Source organism: Mesorhizobium australicum WSM2073, from assembly GCF_000230995.2.
Taxonomy (GTDB): domain Bacteria; phylum Pseudomonadota; class Alphaproteobacteria; order Rhizobiales; family Rhizobiaceae; genus Mesorhizobium; species Mesorhizobium australicum.
In genome coordinates, this window is sequence record NC_019973.1 from 1,750,001 (window position 1) to 1,764,897 (window position 14,897).

Genomic DNA, 14,897 nt, shown 5'->3' on the forward strand with positions numbered 1-14,897 from the left:
ATAAACCGTACCCGAAACCGACACTGGTGGTCTGGTAGAGTATACCAAGGCGCTTGAGAGAACTATGCTGAAGGAACTCGGCAAATTGCACGCGTAACTTCGGAAGAAGCGTGACCCTTTTCCACGCAAGTGGAGGAGGGTGGCACAGACCAGGGGGTAGCGACTGTTTATCAAAAACACAGGGCTCTGCGAAGTCGCAAGACGACGTATAGGGTCTGACGCCTGCCCGGTGCTGGAAGGTTAAGAGGAGGGGTGCAAGCTCTGAATCGAAGCCCCAGTAAACGGCGGCCGTAACTATAACGGTCCTAAGGTAGCGAAATTCCTTGTCGGGTAAGTTCCGACCTGCACGAATGGCGTAACGACTTCCCCGCTGTCTCCAGCATAGACTCAGTGAAATTGAATTCCCCGTGAAGATGCGGGGTTCCTGCGGTTAGACGGAAAGACCCCGTGCACCTTTACTATAGCTTTACATTGGCATTCGTAGTGGCATGTGTAGGATAGGTGGTAGGCTTTGAAACCTGGGCGCCAGCTCAGGTGGAGCCACCCTTGAAATACCACCCTTATCACTATGGATGTCTAACCGCGGCCCGTTATCCGGGTCCGGGACAATGTATGGTGGGTAGTTTGACTGGGGCGGTCGCCTCCTAAAGAGTAACGGAGGCGCGCGATGGTGGGCTCAGAACGGTCGGAAATCGTTCGCTGAGTGCAATGGCATAAGCCTGCCTGACTGCGAGACTGACAAGTCGAGCAGAGACGAAAGTCGGTCATAGTGATCCGGTGGTCCCGCGTGGAAGGGCCATCGCTCAACGGATAAAAGGTACGCCGGGGATAACAGGCTGATGACCCCCAAGAGTCCATATCGACGGGGTTGTTTGGCACCTCGATGTCGACTCATCGCATCCTGGGGCTGGAGCAGGTCCCAAGGGTATGGCTGTTCGCCATTTAAAGCGGTACGTGAGTTGGGTTCAGAACGTCGTGAGACAGTTCGGTCCCTATCTGCCGTGGGTGTAGGAATATTGAAAGGATCTGTCCCTAGTACGAGAGGACCGGGATGGACGGATCTCTGGTGGACCTGTTGTGGCGCCAGCCGCATAGCAGGGTAGCTATATCCGGACGGGATAACCGCTGAAGGCATCTAAGCGGGAAACCCACCTTAAAACGAGTATTCCCTGAGAACCGTGGAAGACGACCACGTTGATAGGCCGGGTGTGGAAGAGCGGCAACGCTTGAAGCTTACCGGTACTAATAGTTCGATCGGCTTGATCGTTCTCATTCCTAATATCCATTTGAAGTCAAATGGTCTGACCAGCGCTCACGCATGAGCGGCCCTTACGGGCCTAAGCTTAAGCGAGGGCGCCGGACGACCGGCGACGCGCAGTCGCGCTTGCGGGCTTTGCCCGGAAGCAAACTGCGGATGTCGCTCAGGCACAAAAAGACAGGTGAAGAGCAGTGAGCCAATGGCGAATAGGTATCCCCTACTCACTATTCGCTACTCACTATTCCCTATTCCAGCTTCTCGAATAACGTGCGTTTTGCCGACCTGGTGGTTATGGCGGAGCGGCTGCACCCGATCCCATTCCGAACTCGGCCGTGAAACGCTCCAGCGCTGATGGTACTTCGTCTCAAGACGCGGGAGAGTAGGTCGCTGCCAGGTCTGCAAAACGCACGTTCAAACTCTCATCCAATCGGATGACCGTGAAATCTTCTCTGCACTTCGTTCGATGCATGTCGTTGCCCCAAAACCGCTAACTCTTTTGGGCAACATCCATAAAGGCCCGCCAAGGGATCCCGGGCCGCTCTAAGCGGCCCTTTCATTTGGTGGAGACAGAATACCGCAATCGCCAAATAAAACGGCGATCGCAAATACCGCAATCGCCACAAGGCGATCATGGTGGTGACGCGGGGTGGAGCAGCCCGGTAGCTCGTCAGGCTCATAACCTGAAGGTCACAGGTTCAAATCCTGTCCCCGCAACCAAACAAAAACGGCCCGCCTGGCTCTATGCCGGCGGGCCGTTCGCGTTCCGATCTCATATTGCTGCGGACGACTTGTTTCGGGTACCGACCTTCTGCCGCGGTTGCATTCACGCCACGACACTGCCGCGCGATCGCTTTCTCTCGGCGGCGGCGAGCAGGTCCACAAACGCGCGCACCTTGGCGGGCCTGAACCTTGCCGGCGGAAAGACGGCGTGGATGCCGCCGGTGGGCAAGGCCCAGTCGGCAAAGACCGGCACCAGCCGCCCCTCGGCGATGTCGTCGCTGACGCTGTAGTCGGGAAACACACCCAGCCCTATGCCGGCAAGCACGCAGGCATGGGCAGCCGGGCTCTTGTCGCATGTGATGACCGGGTTGAGTTCGGTCAGTACCTTGTCGCCATCCCTGGAAAACAGCCATTGGCCGACGCCGCGAAGCTGGGCGTTTCCGACCCAGGCCAGCGACCGCGCCTGCCGCGGGCTCACGCCCTGCGGCAGGCTTGCGGCGAACGCAGGACTTGCCACCACGATCTGCCGGATCGTGCCCAAGCGCCGCGCCTGGTTGGAGGAATCAGCAAGCCAGCCGACGCGGATGCCGAGGTCGATCTGCTCGTCGACCAGATTGCTTACCGCGTCGTCGAAGATCACCTCGACGCGCATATGCGGATAAGTTCTCAGATAGGCGGCGATGACCGGTGCAACCACCTTCGTGCCGTAGTCGAGCGGCGCCGTCAGTCTCAACATTCCAGCCGGTTCGACGGCCGCGCGCGAAATCTCGCCATAGGCGGCCTCCGCTTCCCGCAGGATTATCATCGCACGATCATAGAAGAGGCGTCCCTCTTCGGTCGGCGCGACACGCCGTGTCGTTCGTCGCATGAGTGTCGCGCCCAACTCCTCCTCGAGCTTGCCGATCTGATGGCTGACCACGGCTTTGGCGACGCCAAGCCGGTCGGCCGCCGATGTGAAGGAGCCGGTCTCCATCACGGTGGTGAAGTAGACCAGTCGATTGAGGTTCAGCAGGTCAGCCACGGCGATCGCTTTGTATGAACTGGTCAGACAATCTATATTATTGGATGGTGTTTATCGCAAGATCGTTGTCTGCCACATAGGAGCAACAGATTTTGGCAATCCAGACCGCTGCACGCCGCGCCAAGGGATATCAGGCAATCATGAGCAATTCGGATGTGATTTATCTTTTCGATCCGCTCTGCGGCTGGTGCTACGGCGCCGCCCCGATGCTGGACAAATTGGCTGCCAGCGGCGTGCGCGTCGAATTGCTGCCGACTGGTCTGTTTTCGGGAGCGGGCGCGAGGCCGATGGATGAAGGTTTTGCCGCTCACGCCTGGGCGAACGACCAGCGTATCGAGCGTCTGACCGGACAAGCGTTCACGCAGCCCTATCAGCACAATGTCCTCGGCATCCGTGGCACCTTGCTGGACTCGCATGCGGCGACCCTCGGCATCAGCGCCGCCGGCCTGGAAGACCCAAGCCGCCGGTGGACCGCGCTCAAGGCAATCCAACGTGCGCGCTATGTCGACGGTCGCGATATCGTGACTGTCGAAGGCGTGGCTGCCGTGCTCGGCGGCGCGGGCATGATGGATGCCGCCGCGATCCTGAAGAGCCCGACCGAAACCTTGCTGACGGCGCACCTCGACCTGGTCAATCGTGGCCGCGCGCTATTCCAGCGCTTGCATGCCAACGGCGTGCCTTCGCTGGCGGTCATCCGCAACGAAGCGCCTCGGCTCATCGGTTCGAACGCGCTGTTCGGCAGCTTTGACAATCTTGTCGCCCATATAGCGGCGGCGTAATCCCCAACCGACCTCCAACAAGGACTGGAAAAGAACATGGCAAACCTCGCTCTCATCGGTGCATCCGGCGCTGTCGGCTCGCGCATACTCAAGGAACTCTCCGATCGTGGCCACACGGTCACCGGTATCGCCCGCAGCCCTGAAAAAATTGCCGCGCTGCCCGGCGTGACCGCCAAGAAGGGCGATGTCTTTGACAAGGAAGGCCTTGCCGAGTTGATCCGCGACCATGACGCGGTGATCAGCGCGGTGCATTTCGTGGATAGCGACCCCGACACGCTGATCGCCGCGGTGCGTGCCTCGGGCGTGAAGCGCTATCTCGTCGTGGGCGGCGCGGGCAGTCTCGAAGTCGCGCCCGGCAAGCGTCTGGTCGATACCGCCGAATTTCCTGCGATCTACAAGGCCGAGGCACAGAAGGGCGCCGACTTCCTGGACAAGTTGAAGACAGTCAGCGACCTCGACTGGACGTTCCTGTCGCCGTCCGCGATGTTCGTCCCAGGTGAGCGCACCGGCAAGTTCCGCGTCGGCAAGGACACGCTTCTCGCCTCGGATAAGGGTAGCAGCATCTCCTTCGAGGACTATGCGATCGCGATGGTCGACGAAATCGAGAAGCCGACGCATGTCAGGCAGCGCTTCACCGTCGGTTATTGATTGAAAGGACCGACGTGTCGCCGGCCAGGGTCGCGCGGAGCCATGCGGCGATGGCCTCGAAGTCGATCGGCTGCGTCGTGTCGACGTCGAACAGCGGCCCGCGCCGCAGCGGTTCGGCGCGCTTGGCCAGCTCGATCAATTCGGGGATATAGGCAGCGCCGGGATGACCCGGGAGGCGCTGACCTAGCCGGGCGCCGTAGCGTTCGGCCAGAACTTCGCCCGGCGCGTGGCACCAGATTTCGACCGTATGTTCGACGCCGGCGTTGCGCAGATGATCCTCGAGCACTTGCCGCGGCTGGAAGCCGAACCAGGCATCGACGATGAAGGTGCTGCCGGCCGGGGCGTCGCCGACGAGCGACCAGATTGCCTGGTAGCTGGCGCGGCCCAGCGTGCGGTTGAATTCGCGGTCGCCGCCGCCGAGCACTTCGAGGAACGGGTTCTTGACCGTATCGAGCGCGAGCAGCGGCCATCCCATGCGGTCGGCGATGCCGCGTGATACCGTGCTCTTGCCGCTGGCCGGGATGCCGTTGACGAGCACGGCGCGTCTGGCGCGGCCGGGCTGAACGGAAAGCGATGTCGATGTCGGTGCCGAAAGCGCCTGGAGACCGGCGCCGATCACTCCGGCGTCGTCGCCGAGCTGCGCCGGCGCCACCGGGCATTGGTACCACGGCGCCAGCGCCGGCGCGTGGCCAAGCGCTCTGTGTGCCGCCCGGCCAAGACCGCCGCCAAGCAGGACGAGGTCGGGGTCGAACACGGCAACGGTGGTATCGATGGCCGCGCGCAGTGGCCTCGCCCAGGCTTCCAATATGCCTCGCGCCTGGATGTCGCCGGCGGCATCGCGGGCAAAGAGTTGGTCGACCGAAACCTCGGGACCAAGGCCAGCCCGCGCTATGTGACGGCCGAGCGCCGTACCCGAACTGGTGGTTTCGACACAGCCGCGCCGCCCGCAAGCGCAGAGTTCGCCGTTGACATCGACGGTGATGTGCCCCAGTTGCCCCGCTGTTGCCCGGCCGCGCATGATCCGTCGGTTCTGGACGACGGCGCCGCCAATGCCGGTGCCGATGGTGAACATGGCGATGTTGTCGTGGCCTTGGCCGGCGCCAAGCGCCATCTCGGCGGCCAGCGCCATGTTGCAGTCATTGTCGACGATGACAGGCTTGCCGGTCATGCTTTCCAGCCGCTGCGCGAGCGCGACCGAAGCGAGGTTGACATAGCCTCCCGACAGGACCGCGCCGCGCCGCGCGTCGACGCGGCCGGGAACGCCGACGCCGATGGCCGCCACATCAGGCGTATCGAGAAGGCGCGCCATGTCGGCGATGCGGCCAAGCACCAGCTCCGCGTCGGCCGCGCTCTTTTCGGAAAGACGTTCGAGGATTTCACCGGCGCCCGAGATGCGGGCGGCACGCAAATTGGTGCCGCCGATATCGATTCCTATGGCCATCGACTTTTGTGGCATGACGTCCTGCACGTGCCGGCGCTCAAACGTGGATATCAGGCGGCAGCCTTCCGCCGATAGTGCCCGATCACCGCCTGGATCTCTCGCAGCCGCGGGACCGCGATGGTCATAAGCCTTTCGCGCTGAATGTCACGATCGAGCGAGATGCAGTCCTTCCACAGCGATCGGCCGGCGATGACGCCGGAGGCGCCATTTTGCATGGCGACCTCGACCTGGCCAAGGAAAGTGGTGTGGTTGACGCCGGCCGAAAGTACGGCCCACGGCACTTCGCCGGCCATTTCAGTGATGTTGGCGCAGGCTTCCGGCGTTCCGGGGTAGGGAAGCTTCAGCACCTTCGCCCCGCATTCCAGCGAAATCCTCGTACCCTCCTCGACCAGCCAGGGCGTCTTGGCCGCATAGTCCTCGGGGCTTTCCCCTTCGAGCTGATAGGTCAGGAATTCGACGACGAGCAGCAGGTCCTCTTTGCCGAAGTCGGCGATGCATTGGTGCAGGATGGCGATGTTGTGTTCGTTGGCTTCAGGCTTGTCGGCTCTGAGATACACCATGATCTTGCCGCCCGTGCCGCCGAGTTCGCGCACGCGCCGCGCATCGATGCCGGGGACCAGCCGCGACAGCCGGTAGCCCTCCGGCGAAACGTCGAAACCGGACGCGTCGAGGCCGATGAGGAGTGCGGTATCCCGGTTCAGTACGCCGTCGTCGACAACTCTCGGCACCGCGCAGAGCGGGTCGAGCAGCACGCAGGACGCCGCACTTGCGAGGTAGCGCGTGATGTCGGCCTTGGTGTCGCCGAGCATGTCGTTGGTGATTCTGGCCTGGTCCTCGGGGTCCGACGCCAACAAGGTGCGCATGCCGCCGCGCTGATCGCAAGCGATGGCCACCATGGCTCCGTCCTTGCCGCATATCTGCTGGTAGCCGCGCAGTTCCGCGGTGGTCATCCTGGTCATGGTTTTCTTCTGTCCGATGTTGGCGCGCCGAGGCGCTGATCCCGTGGAAACAAATGGTCAGTTTGCCGCCTGATACATCGCCGGCTGCTGGGATAAGCAGCCCAACCGGCGTTTGGCCTGGTATGCCTCAAGTTGCGAGTTCACCGGATTTGCGCGATAACTCGCATCGGCGTATACGTGTGTAACACGTTGCTGAAAGGAATTGCAAGCTGTCTGTTCCCTCCGCCCAGGACGCGACCGCATCGCGCACCATGCTGCACACGGTTGCCAAGTTGCACTATGTGGAGGAGATGTCGCAGGTCGATATAGCGCGGCAGCTCGGTGTCTCCACCGCGACGATTTCGCGCCTGCTGCAGCGGGCGCGGGCCGAAGGGATCGTGCGTATCGAGGTGATCGACCTGGCGACGCCGGAGGATATTACCAGGCAACTTGTCGACGGATTGAAATTGCGGGACGCCGCCGTTGTCGAAACGCCGGCAGCGGGTGCGCTGACTGCGCTTTCCGCCCCGCTTGGCGCTTTGCTCAGGCAGGCGCAACTGGTTGCCGGCTCCGTGGTCGCCATCGGCTGGGGACGCGCCGTGCGCGAGGTCATTCGAGCCGGCCTGCCGCGCATGCCGGGCGTGCTGACTGTGGCCGCGACTGGCGGCATGCAGCAGCACGCGGCGCATTTCCAGGTCAATGAATTCGTGCGGCTCGCCGCCGAAGAGTTTGGCGGGACACCGCACTTTATCCATGCGCCCTATCTGCCGTCCAGCGAACTGCGTGACGTCTTCCTCGGAGACGCCACCATCCGCGATGCCGTCGGGCTGTGGGACAGGACCGACGTTGCCATCGTCGGCATTGGCCTGCCGCACGCCATCAACCCACCCGAGGCGAGTGCCGCCACGCCGACCGAGCAGGCGCTGGTCCATGCGGCTGGCGACGTCCTTCGCCATTATTTCGATGCGGAAGGCGCCCTGATGGCCTGGGAAGGGGAGAGCCGGATGATCGCCATGTCGCCGGCGCAGCTTCGCGCCGTGCCCCTGGTGATCGGCGTCGCAGCCTCGCCGGAGAAGGCGACGGCAATCATCGGCGCCGTTCGTTCCGGGCTCATCAACACGCTGGTGACGGATACCAAGACGGCTCAGGCCATCCTCGCGGTTCTTGCAACGCGATAGCGGCAGATATGCGGACTGATGCGGCGCTGTCGGTGCGGAGAGAAGCCGCTGCGAAATCGATTGTGTCGCCGGGGAGTCGGGACGATAGTTCGCCAGGGCTCGGAGGAGCAGTCAGATGGCGTCTGGAAAAGCCGGCGTTGCGGTCGCGGAAAAACCGAGTTGCAATTTATTTCTGCAAAGTGTTACAAAATGCGGACCCATCGTGCAGGCATGTCGGCGCGATGGTTCCCGGACCTCGCGGGCGAGGAAAGTGAGCACGGGATGCTGGTCGGTTCGACCGGCTGATATTTAGACTGGAGGGCGCTTGGGAGGAGCTGCCCGCGAAAGGCAAACAGGCGTTCCGGCCGTCGGCATCCTGCCTCTGAGCGGATAACGGCCATTCCAATGTCACCGAAAACGGCAGAACTGCCAACAATGAGGAGGATGTCATGAAGAAGATCGTTGCCGCGCTCGCGGCGCTTGCCGTCAGCGCAACGGTGCTGATGGCGCCCGCGCAGGCGCAGGACAAAAAATACACCATTGCGCTCATTCCGGGCCTCACCACCGACGGCTTTTACATCACCATGCGCAAGGGTGCCCAAGCGGCCGCCGATGCGCTCGGCGTGAACCTGGTCTTTCAGGGCGCTCCGGACTTCAACCCGGTCACCCAGGTGCCGGTGCTCGACGCGGTCATCGCCAAGAAGCCGGATGCGATCCTGATCGCGCCGACCGACAAGGTCCAGCTGGTCGAGCCGCTGCGCAAGGCCAACGACGCCGGCATTCCGGTCATAACAGTCGATACTTTCATCGGCAGCGGCGTCTACCAGACGGGTGCTGGCGATGCCGATTTCCCGCTGGCCTACATTGCTTCTGACAATGTTCTGGGCGGCGAGATCGCCGCGCGTGCGCTTGCCACCGCCGTCGGCGACAAGGGCAAGGTCTATGTGTCGAACGTCAAGCCCGGCATCTCGACCACCGACCAGCGCGAAGAAGGCTTCAAGAAGGAAATGGCCAAGCATACGGGCATCACCGTGCTGGAGACCCAATTCAATGACGACGACGCCAACAAGGCGGCCTCGCAGCTGCAGGCCGTCTTCGCGCGCAATCCCGATCTGGTCGGCGTGTTCGGCGCCAATCTGTTCTCCGCGCTGGGTGCGGCCAACGGCGTCAAGCAGGCCGGGCAGAGCGGCACCGTCAAGGTCGTTGCCTTCGATGCACCGACCAGCATCGTCGACAACATCAACACCGGCCTGGTGGACGTGGCGATCGCCCAGCATCCCGCCGAGATCGGCTACTTCGGCGTCGTCTCGGCCTATGCCCACCTGACCGGCCATTCCATCCCGGTCACGATCGGCACCGGCTTCACGATCATGGACAAGTCCAACATCGCCGACCCGAACATCTCGAAGTACCTCTACTCCGAGTAGGTCAAGACGAGCTTGGCTCCTCCCGGTCCGCCGGGGGGAGCTCGTGCCGGGTCCCAAAGGCGGGGCCTGTTTGAACGCAGCCGCGCCGCGGAGTATTCATGACCTCGACGACATCACCAGCCCAGCCGGCCGAGAAGCATGTCGCCCCCCAGGCCGATCATGGCGATCCGGCCAGGACCCTGATCGGACGCATCGCCGAAGGGCGCGCCTGGTTGTTCCTCGCCGGTCTGATCATCTGTTTCGAGGTATGGTCGAGGTTCGCCTTCGGCGCGACGTTCGTGCTCAACCCGTTCAACCTGCAATCCATCGCGATCTTTGCCATAGCGCCGCTGCTGCTTGCGACCGGACAGACCTTCGTCATCATTTCGGGCGGCATCGATCTGTCGCTGGGGTTCATCATGGGGCTTGCCGCCGTCGTTGCCGCGCATGCCACCAATATGGCGGGCGCCGCCATTCCCTTGCCGCTGGCCATGCTGGCGGGCATCCTCGCCGCGGTGATCGTCGCCGGCTTTCCCGGCATCATCAACGGCCTGCTCATCTCGCGCCTCAGGGTGCCGCCGTTCATCGGCACGCTCGGCATGTTCGGCGTCGCGCGCGGCGTTGCCTTCCTGCTTGCCGGCGGCACGACGGTGCCGGTTCAGAATTCCTGGTTCGCGCTGCTCGGTAATGGCAAGTTCTACGGCGTGCCCTATCTGGTCATGATCGCTGCCGTGTTCGTCATCGTGATGCATTATCTGCTCAGCCAGACACGGTTCGGCCAGCACAATTATGCCATCGGCGCCAATGTGCAGGCGGCGCGGCGCGCCGGCATCGACATCAGGGGCCACATATTGCGGCTCTATGTGCTGTCGGCGATGTGCGCCGGCCTTGGCGGGGCGCTCTACGCGGCGCGCTTCACGGCCGGTGCGGCACAAGCCGGCGAGCCGCTGCTGCTCGACAGCGTCGCGGCGGTCGTCATCGGCGGCGCCAGCCTGTTCGGTGGCTCCGGCACCATCCTGGGCACGGTCGCCGGCGCGCTGGTGATCGCGGTCATCCAGTACGGGCTGGTCTTCGTCAATGTCGAGCCGTTCTGGCAGTTCATCGCCGTTGGCGTCGTCATCATCATTTCCGTGCTCATAGACCAGGCGCAGCGCCGGTTCAGTGGAGGCCGCCAGGATGAATAGCACCGACCAGAACACCCCCTTGCTCGAGGTCCGCAACCTGTCCAAGCATTTCGGCGCCGTGCGCGCGCTCAACGATTTCTCCATGGCAGTGCGGCCGGGCGAAGTGGTGGCGCTGGCCGGCGACAATGGTGCCGGCAAGACGACGCTGATCAAGGCAATCTCGGGCGTGTTCCAGCCGACAGGCGGCGAAATCCTGCTCAGGGGCCAGCCGGTGGCATTCGCGACGCCGCAAGAGGCGCGCGAAAAAGGCATCGAGACGATCTACCAGGATCTGGCTCTCGCCGACAATCTGTCGATCGGCGCCAACATTTTCCTTGGCCGCGAACCGATGCGCAAGGCGTTCGGCTTCCTGCCGATGCTCGACCGCAAGGCCATGGCCGAGGCGGCCAGGGAGACGATGAAGCGGCTGGATTTCCACGTCAGCCGGATGAACGCCCCGGTCAGCAATTTCTCCGGCGGCCAACGCCAAGCCGTCGCCATCGGCCGCGCTGTCTACTGGGATGCGCAGATCCTCATCATGGACGAACCGACCGCGGCACTTGGCGTGCCGGAACAGCGCAAGGTGATCTCGCTCATCCACCAGCTCAAGGCGCAAGGACGCGGCGTGATCTTCATCTCGCACAATCTGCAGGATATCTTCGCGGTCTCGGACCGCATCGTCGTGCTGCGCCGCGGCGTCCAGGCCGGCGAGCGCAAGATTTCCGAGACCAACCATGACGAGGTCGTCAGGTTGATGGTTGGAGGGTAGGCCGTCCTGTCGGTGTGATCTTGTTCGAAGAGCGGATCATGGTCTGTTTCTGTTCAATCTGGGCGCAGCCGCCACCAGTGCCTTGCCGATGGCCGATTGCGGCGCGTCGATGACGGTTCGGGCATCGCCGCTCTCGGCAATCCGCCCGGCATCGAGAAGGATGACGCGGTGGGCGACCGCCCGGACGACGCCAAGATCATGCGAAATGAAGAGATAGGCGATCCGTTCCTCGCGCTGCAGGTCCAGCAGGAGATCGAGGATCTGGCCGCGCACCGAGACATCGAGCGCCGACACCGCTTCGTCAAGCACGATCAGCGACGGCTTGGTGGCGATGGCGCGGGCAATCGCCACACGCTGCCGCTGACCGCCGGAGATTTCATGGATTGCGCGGGGCGCGAGATCGGCCGCCAGGCCGACCCGCTCCAGCAAGGCGGCGATGCGGCGCGGGCGCTCCGTGCGCGGGGCGACGCCATGAATGCGCAAGGGGTCATCGAGGACGCGCGCCACTGTGGCGCGCGGGTTGAAGGCGGCCAGCGGATCCTGGAACACCATTTGCACGCGCGCGCGACGGGCTCGAAGTGCCGAGCCGCCCAGAGCCAGGAAATCATCGCCTTCGAATTCAATGCGTCCGCCATCCGGCTCGATCAGGCGCAGCACCAACCGCGCGATGGTCGACTTGCCGCTGCCGGAAGGGCCTGCCAGCGCCAGCGTTTCGCCGGGCTCGATATGAAAGGAGACATCGCTCACCGCAGCAAGGGTCTTGCCGCCGCGACTGTAGCGTTTGGTGAGATTGGACACTGTCAGCAGGCTCATGCATTCAGCCTGCTTCGGTGCAGCAGCGGCTCGGCGTCGAGGTCGATATGGGCGTCGAGCAGCGCGCGGGTATAGGCTTGCGTCGGGGCTTCGACAATCTGCTCGGTCTTGCCAAACTCCACCAACTCGCCGTGGCGGAACACGGCGATGCGTTCGGCAAGCTCCGCGGCGAGCGCAATGTCATGGCTGATGAACAGCAGCGTCATGCCGTCCTCGGCCACAAGCCGTCGAATCAAAGCGACGATCTCGGCCTGCACGATGGTGTCGAGCGCACTGGTCGCCTCGTCGGCGATCAGCAGTTTCGGCCCGGCGGCAATCGCGGCGGCAATCGCCACGCGCTGCTTCTGGCCGCCGGAAAGCTGATGCGGGAAGGCGTGCAGGGCGGAGTCGGGGTCGGGCAAGCGGACGCGTTCGAGAAGGGTTTTGGCTTTGGCATATGCCTGGGCCCATGTGAGGCCGAGATGCGTGCGCGCGACTTCGGCGATTTGTTTGCCGACTGCCATTACCGGATCGAGGCTGGCGGACGGATCCTGGAAGACGAAGCCGATGTCGCGGCCGCCAAGGGAGGCTTGATTGTGACGGTTGAGAGATAGGCGATCCTTCCCACCCCCCTCTATCCTGCCGGAGGGGGGTGCCTTGGCCCCCAACGTTGGCGGTGATCGCATGAACCAGTCGATACTCCCCTCAATCCTGGCGCTCGCCGGCAACAATCCCGCGATCGCCAGCGCCAGCGTGCTCTTGCCCGAACCGCTTTCACCGATGATGGCCAGCCGTTCGCCTGGCTGGATATCGAGAATAATATTCTTCAGCGCGGCGACCTCGCTGCCATCACGGCGGTAGGTCACCGTCAGATCTCGGATCGACGCCAGTACCGTCACGACAGGCCCCTTCGCACGGCCGTCGTCTCGACGATGCCTTCGCCGGCGAGATAGACGCCGAGCACCGTCAGCACCAGCGCAATGCCCGGGACGATCGAGAGGAACGGCGCGGTGCGCAAGACAGCGCGACCTTCCGCGATCATGCCACCCCAGGTGACCCGGTTGGGGTCGCCAAGACCAAGGAAAGACAGGGCTGCTTCGGTGAGGATCGCGGCGGCGACGATCACCGACGACATCGCCAAGATCGGCGGCAAGGCATTGGGCAGCACCTCGCGAAAGGCGATTTCCAGGGGATGCATGCCAATGACACGGGCACTGGCGACATAGTCGCGTTCGCGAATGGAGAGGACTTCCGCGCGGGCGACCCGCGCCGGCCCCGTCCAGGTGCCGAGCGCTATTGCGACGACGACGACGCCGAGCGAGGGCCCAACCACGCTGACGAAGGCCAGTGCCAGCAGGAAGCCCGGCACGGTCTGGAAAGCATCGGTGACGCGCATCAGCACCTCGTCGATCAGGCCGCCGGCGAAGCCGGCCAGCGTGCCGATCACCGCGCCGAAAGCGAGTGCCGCGGCCGCCGCGGCCAGACCGACGGCCAGCGAGGTACGGGCGCCATGAAACAGCTCGGCCAACACGTCCCGGCCGAGCCGGTCGGTGCCGAGCGGCAGCGACCAGTCCTGGAAAGGCGGCAGCAACGCCGCGCCAGCAATGGCTTGCGGGTCGCCGGGAAACAGCAGCGAGGCCGACAGCGCCATGGCAAAAAGCGCCGCCAGGATGATGGCACCGGCGGCCGCCTCGGGCGTGCGCAGAAAGCGGCGCAGACGGCTCATGCACCGGCCCCGCTGGCGCCGACGCGCGGGTCAAGGAACGCGTAGGCGATGTCGACGACAAGATTGATGACGATGACCAGGACGGCGCTGGTAAGAATGATGCCGAGCAGCAGCGGCGTGTCGCGCGCGGCGACCGCTTCCTGCGCCAGCCGACCAAGGCCGGGCACGGCAAAGACGCTCTCGATGACGACACTGCCGCCCAGCATCTGCGCCGACTGCAGGCCGAGCATGGTGACCAGCGGCAGCAGCGCATTTCGGGCGACATGAGCAAGCACGATGCGGCGGCGCGACAACCCCCGGGCGCGGGCGGCCAGCACAAAATCCTGGCGCCAGGCCTCGGCCATGCCGGCGCGCATCATGCGCAGATAAAGCGCCAGATAGATGAAACCGAGTGCGCAAACCGGCAGCACCAGATGGATGGCGATGTCGGCGGCGCGGTCGAGACCGGTCTTGTCCGAGGCCAGCGTCTCGACGCCGCCGATCGGCAGCCAGCGCAGGTCGACGGCGAAGATCACGATCAGCACCAGGCCGAGCCAGAAGCCGGGCACCGCGTAGAGAGCCAGCGAGGCGACGGAGAGAAAACGGTCGCGGAAGCTGCCTGGCCTGGCGCCGGCATAGATGCCGAGCACCGAGCCGAGGCCAAAGGAGAGCGCGGTGGCGCTGACCATCAGGACGAGCGTGGTCGGCAGGCGCTCGAGGATGACGTCCCGGATCGGCCGGGAAAAAGTGACGGACTGGCCGAGATCGAGATGCAGCAGTGCCCAGAGGTAGTTGGCGAGCCGCGTCAGCTCCGACTGGTCGAGACCCCAGCGGTGGCGCAACAGCTCGATCATGCCGGCGTCGCCGCCGGTCGAGACGATGTAGGCGTCGACCGCATCGCCGGGCGCTGCTTCTAGCAAAAGGAAAGTGCCGATGACGACGATCAAAAGCACGAAGATGCTGCCGACGAGGCGACGGCGCAGGAGGACGAGGGTCATGCGGACCTCGAATGCGCGATAAGGGACATAACGAAATGTCGAGCCCAGGCGCGCCCCTCTGTCCTGCCGGACATCTCCCCCTCAAGGAGGGGGATTGGCTGC

At 63.7% G+C, this 14,897-nt stretch carries 13 protein-coding genes, 1 tRNA gene and 2 rRNA genes (1 of these 16 cut by a window edge); 9 read left to right on the top strand and 7 right to left on the bottom strand.

Features of this window, described 5'->3' with window-relative positions:
* The 3 genes from MESAU_RS08340 to MESAU_RS08350 form a co-directional block, all read left to right on the top strand.
* Nucleotides 1-1,267, top strand: a 23S ribosomal RNA gene (locus MESAU_RS08340); it begins 1,565 nt to the left of the window's first position.
* 272 nt (nucleotides 1,268-1,539) lie between these two features.
* Nucleotides 1,540-1,654 (top strand): 5S ribosomal RNA (gene rrf / locus MESAU_RS08345).
* Between the two features lie 244 nt (nucleotides 1,655-1,898).
* Nucleotides 1,899-1,975: transfer RNA gene (locus MESAU_RS08350), tRNA-Met, on the top strand.
* A gap of 106 nt (nucleotides 1,976-2,081) precedes the next feature.
* Here MESAU_RS08350 and MESAU_RS08355 read toward each other — a convergent pair.
* Nucleotides 2,082-2,999, bottom strand: a complete 918-nt coding sequence (locus MESAU_RS08355; protein WP_015315612.1) for a LysR family transcriptional regulator — start codon at nucleotides 2,997-2,999, stop codon at nucleotides 2,082-2,084.
* 140 nt (nucleotides 3,000-3,139) lie between these two features.
* Between MESAU_RS08355 and MESAU_RS08360 the strand changes: the two genes are divergently transcribed.
* Both MESAU_RS08360 and MESAU_RS08365 read left to right on the top strand, forming a co-directional pair.
* Nucleotides 3,140-3,778, top strand: a complete 639-nt coding sequence (locus MESAU_RS08360) for a DsbA family protein (RefSeq protein ID WP_015315613.1) — start codon at nucleotides 3,140-3,142, stop codon at nucleotides 3,776-3,778.
* A gap of 36 nt (nucleotides 3,779-3,814) precedes the next feature.
* Nucleotides 3,815-4,426: an NAD(P)-dependent oxidoreductase gene (locus tag MESAU_RS08365; protein ID WP_015315614.1), complete on the top strand. Its 612-nt coding sequence runs from the start codon at nucleotides 3,815-3,817 to the stop codon at nucleotides 4,424-4,426.
* Here MESAU_RS08365 and MESAU_RS08370 read toward each other — a convergent pair.
* Both MESAU_RS08370 and MESAU_RS08375 read right to left on the bottom strand, forming a co-directional pair.
* Nucleotides 4,410-5,867 carry an ROK family protein gene (locus MESAU_RS08370; RefSeq protein ID WP_245262951.1) on the bottom strand — a complete coding sequence of 486 codons (1,458 nt, stop codon included), beginning with the start codon at nucleotides 5,865-5,867 and terminating at the stop codon, nucleotides 4,410-4,412. The genes MESAU_RS08365 and MESAU_RS08370 overlap by 17 nt on opposite strands.
* 50 nt (nucleotides 5,868-5,917) lie before the next feature.
* Nucleotides 5,918-6,826 (bottom strand): tagatose-bisphosphate aldolase, encoded by a 909-nt coding sequence (locus tag MESAU_RS08375; protein ID WP_015315616.1) that lies wholly within the window; start codon nucleotides 6,824-6,826, stop codon nucleotides 5,918-5,920.
* 251 nt (nucleotides 6,827-7,077) lie between these two features.
* Between MESAU_RS08375 and MESAU_RS08380 the strand changes: the two genes are divergently transcribed.
* The 4 genes from MESAU_RS08380 (at nucleotide 7,078) to MESAU_RS08395 (ending at nucleotide 11,300) form a co-directional block, all read left to right on the top strand.
* Nucleotides 7,078-7,983, top strand: coding sequence for a sugar-binding transcriptional regulator (locus MESAU_RS08380; protein ID WP_015315617.1), 906 nt, complete (start codon nucleotides 7,078-7,080; stop codon nucleotides 7,981-7,983).
* Nucleotides 7,984-8,411: 428 nt separating this feature from the next.
* On the top strand, nucleotides 8,412-9,389 hold the full coding sequence (locus tag MESAU_RS08385) for an ABC transporter substrate-binding protein (RefSeq protein WP_015315618.1): 978 nt from the start codon (nucleotides 8,412-8,414) through the stop codon (nucleotides 9,387-9,389).
* Nucleotides 9,390-9,487: 98 nt separating this feature from the next.
* A complete protein-coding gene (locus MESAU_RS08390; protein ID WP_015315619.1) occupies nucleotides 9,488-10,552 on the top strand; it encodes an ABC transporter permease subunit in 1,065 nt (354 codons plus the stop codon).
* Complete coding sequence (locus MESAU_RS08395) at nucleotides 10,545-11,300, top strand: ATP-binding cassette domain-containing protein (protein WP_015315620.1); 756 nt, start codon at nucleotides 10,545-10,547, stop codon at nucleotides 11,298-11,300. The genes MESAU_RS08390 and MESAU_RS08395 overlap by 8 nt, the downstream gene beginning before the upstream one ends.
* A gap of 36 nt (nucleotides 11,301-11,336) precedes the next feature.
* On the opposite strand, the gene MESAU_RS08400 is transcribed toward MESAU_RS08395, so the two are convergent.
* The 4 genes from MESAU_RS08400 to MESAU_RS08415 are packed head-to-tail and all read right to left on the bottom strand — an operon-like array spanning nucleotide 11,337 to nucleotide 14,795.
* A complete protein-coding gene (locus tag MESAU_RS08400; RefSeq protein WP_015315621.1) occupies nucleotides 11,337-12,113 on the bottom strand; it encodes an ATP-binding cassette domain-containing protein in 777 nt (258 codons plus the stop codon).
* Nucleotides 12,110-12,991 (bottom strand): ABC transporter ATP-binding protein, encoded by an 882-nt coding sequence (locus MESAU_RS08405; protein WP_015315622.1) that lies wholly within the window; start codon nucleotides 12,989-12,991, stop codon nucleotides 12,110-12,112. The genes MESAU_RS08400 and MESAU_RS08405 overlap by 4 nt, the downstream gene beginning before the upstream one ends.
* Entirely contained in the window at nucleotides 12,988-13,818 is an 831-nt protein-coding gene (locus MESAU_RS08410; protein ID WP_015315623.1) for an ABC transporter permease, read from the bottom strand. Before MESAU_RS08410 ends, MESAU_RS08405 begins: the two co-directional genes overlap by 4 nt.
* Complete coding sequence (locus MESAU_RS08415; protein ID WP_015315624.1) at nucleotides 13,815-14,795, bottom strand: ABC transporter permease; 981 nt, start codon at nucleotides 14,793-14,795, stop codon at nucleotides 13,815-13,817. Before MESAU_RS08415 ends, MESAU_RS08410 begins: the two co-directional genes overlap by 4 nt.
* Nucleotides 14,796-14,897 lie beyond the last annotated feature (102 nt).

Bases quoted from the DNA above. Each gene is read 5' to 3' on its own strand.
- MESAU_RS08375 (WP_015315616.1), bottom strand. From the start codon at position 6,826: ATGACCAGGATGACCACCGCGGAACTGCGCGGCTACCAGCAGATATGC.
- MESAU_RS08365 (WP_015315614.1), top strand. From the start codon at position 3,815: ATGGCAAACCTCGCTCTCATCGGTGCATCCGGCGCTGTCGGCTCGCGC.
- MESAU_RS08410 (WP_015315623.1), bottom strand. From the start codon at position 13,818: ATGAGCCGTCTGCGCCGCTTTCTGCGCACGCCCGAGGCGGCCGCCGGT.
- MESAU_RS08385 (WP_015315618.1), top strand. From the start codon at position 8,412: ATGAAGAAGATCGTTGCCGCGCTCGCGGCGCTTGCCGTCAGCGCAACG.
- MESAU_RS08380 (WP_015315617.1), top strand. From the start codon at position 7,078: ATGCTGCACACGGTTGCCAAGTTGCACTATGTGGAGGAGATGTCGCAG.
- MESAU_RS08400 (WP_015315621.1), bottom strand. From the start codon at position 12,113: ATGAGCCTGCTGACAGTGTCCAATCTCACCAAACGCTACAGTCGCGGC.
- MESAU_RS08370 (WP_245262951.1), bottom strand. From the start codon at position 5,867: ATGGCCATAGGAATCGATATCGGCGGCACCAATTTGCGTGCCGCCCGC.
- MESAU_RS08390 (WP_015315619.1), top strand. From the start codon at position 9,488: ATGACCTCGACGACATCACCAGCCCAGCCGGCCGAGAAGCATGTCGCC.
- MESAU_RS08415 (WP_015315624.1), bottom strand. From the start codon at position 14,795: ATGACCCTCGTCCTCCTGCGCCGTCGCCTCGTCGGCAGCATCTTCGTG.
- MESAU_RS08395 (WP_015315620.1), top strand. From the start codon at position 10,545: ATGAATAGCACCGACCAGAACACCCCCTTGCTCGAGGTCCGCAACCTG.
- MESAU_RS08360 (WP_015315613.1), top strand. From the start codon at position 3,140: ATGAGCAATTCGGATGTGATTTATCTTTTCGATCCGCTCTGCGGCTGG.